The following is a 280-nucleotide window of genomic DNA, read 5'->3' on the forward strand; positions in this document are numbered from 1 at the left end:
GTGTTTAGCTTCATAGCAGACGATCCCGCTGTCTCTGAGGAGCCCTGGGTTAGAATCGCTGCCGAGCACACTCAAGCCGTTGTGCACGCGGTTCGGGTTCATCCGAGTGAAATGGTCCGGGAGATCGACGACCTTATCCAAGCTCAGGGCGAACCTTTCGGAAGTACATCCATATACGCACAGTACAGGGTTTTTCGAGCAGCGAAGGAAACAGGTTTTAAGGTCGTGTTGGATGGCCAGGGAGCCGATGAGATTTTGGCTGGTTACGATGGATATATAT

The 280-nt window shown here is 52.1% G+C and carries 1 protein-coding gene; it reads left to right on the forward strand.

Annotated elements, in window-relative coordinates:
- A partial coding sequence (locus tag ACK4S7_RS13185) for an asparagine synthase-related protein (protein WP_409647721.1) occupies positions 1-280 on the forward strand: 280 nt, incomplete at its 3' end.

This window comes from Sphingorhabdus sp., assembly GCF_046292425.1.
In the GTDB taxonomy this organism is placed as follows: domain Bacteria; phylum Pseudomonadota; class Alphaproteobacteria; order Sphingomonadales; family Sphingomonadaceae; genus Sphingorhabdus_B.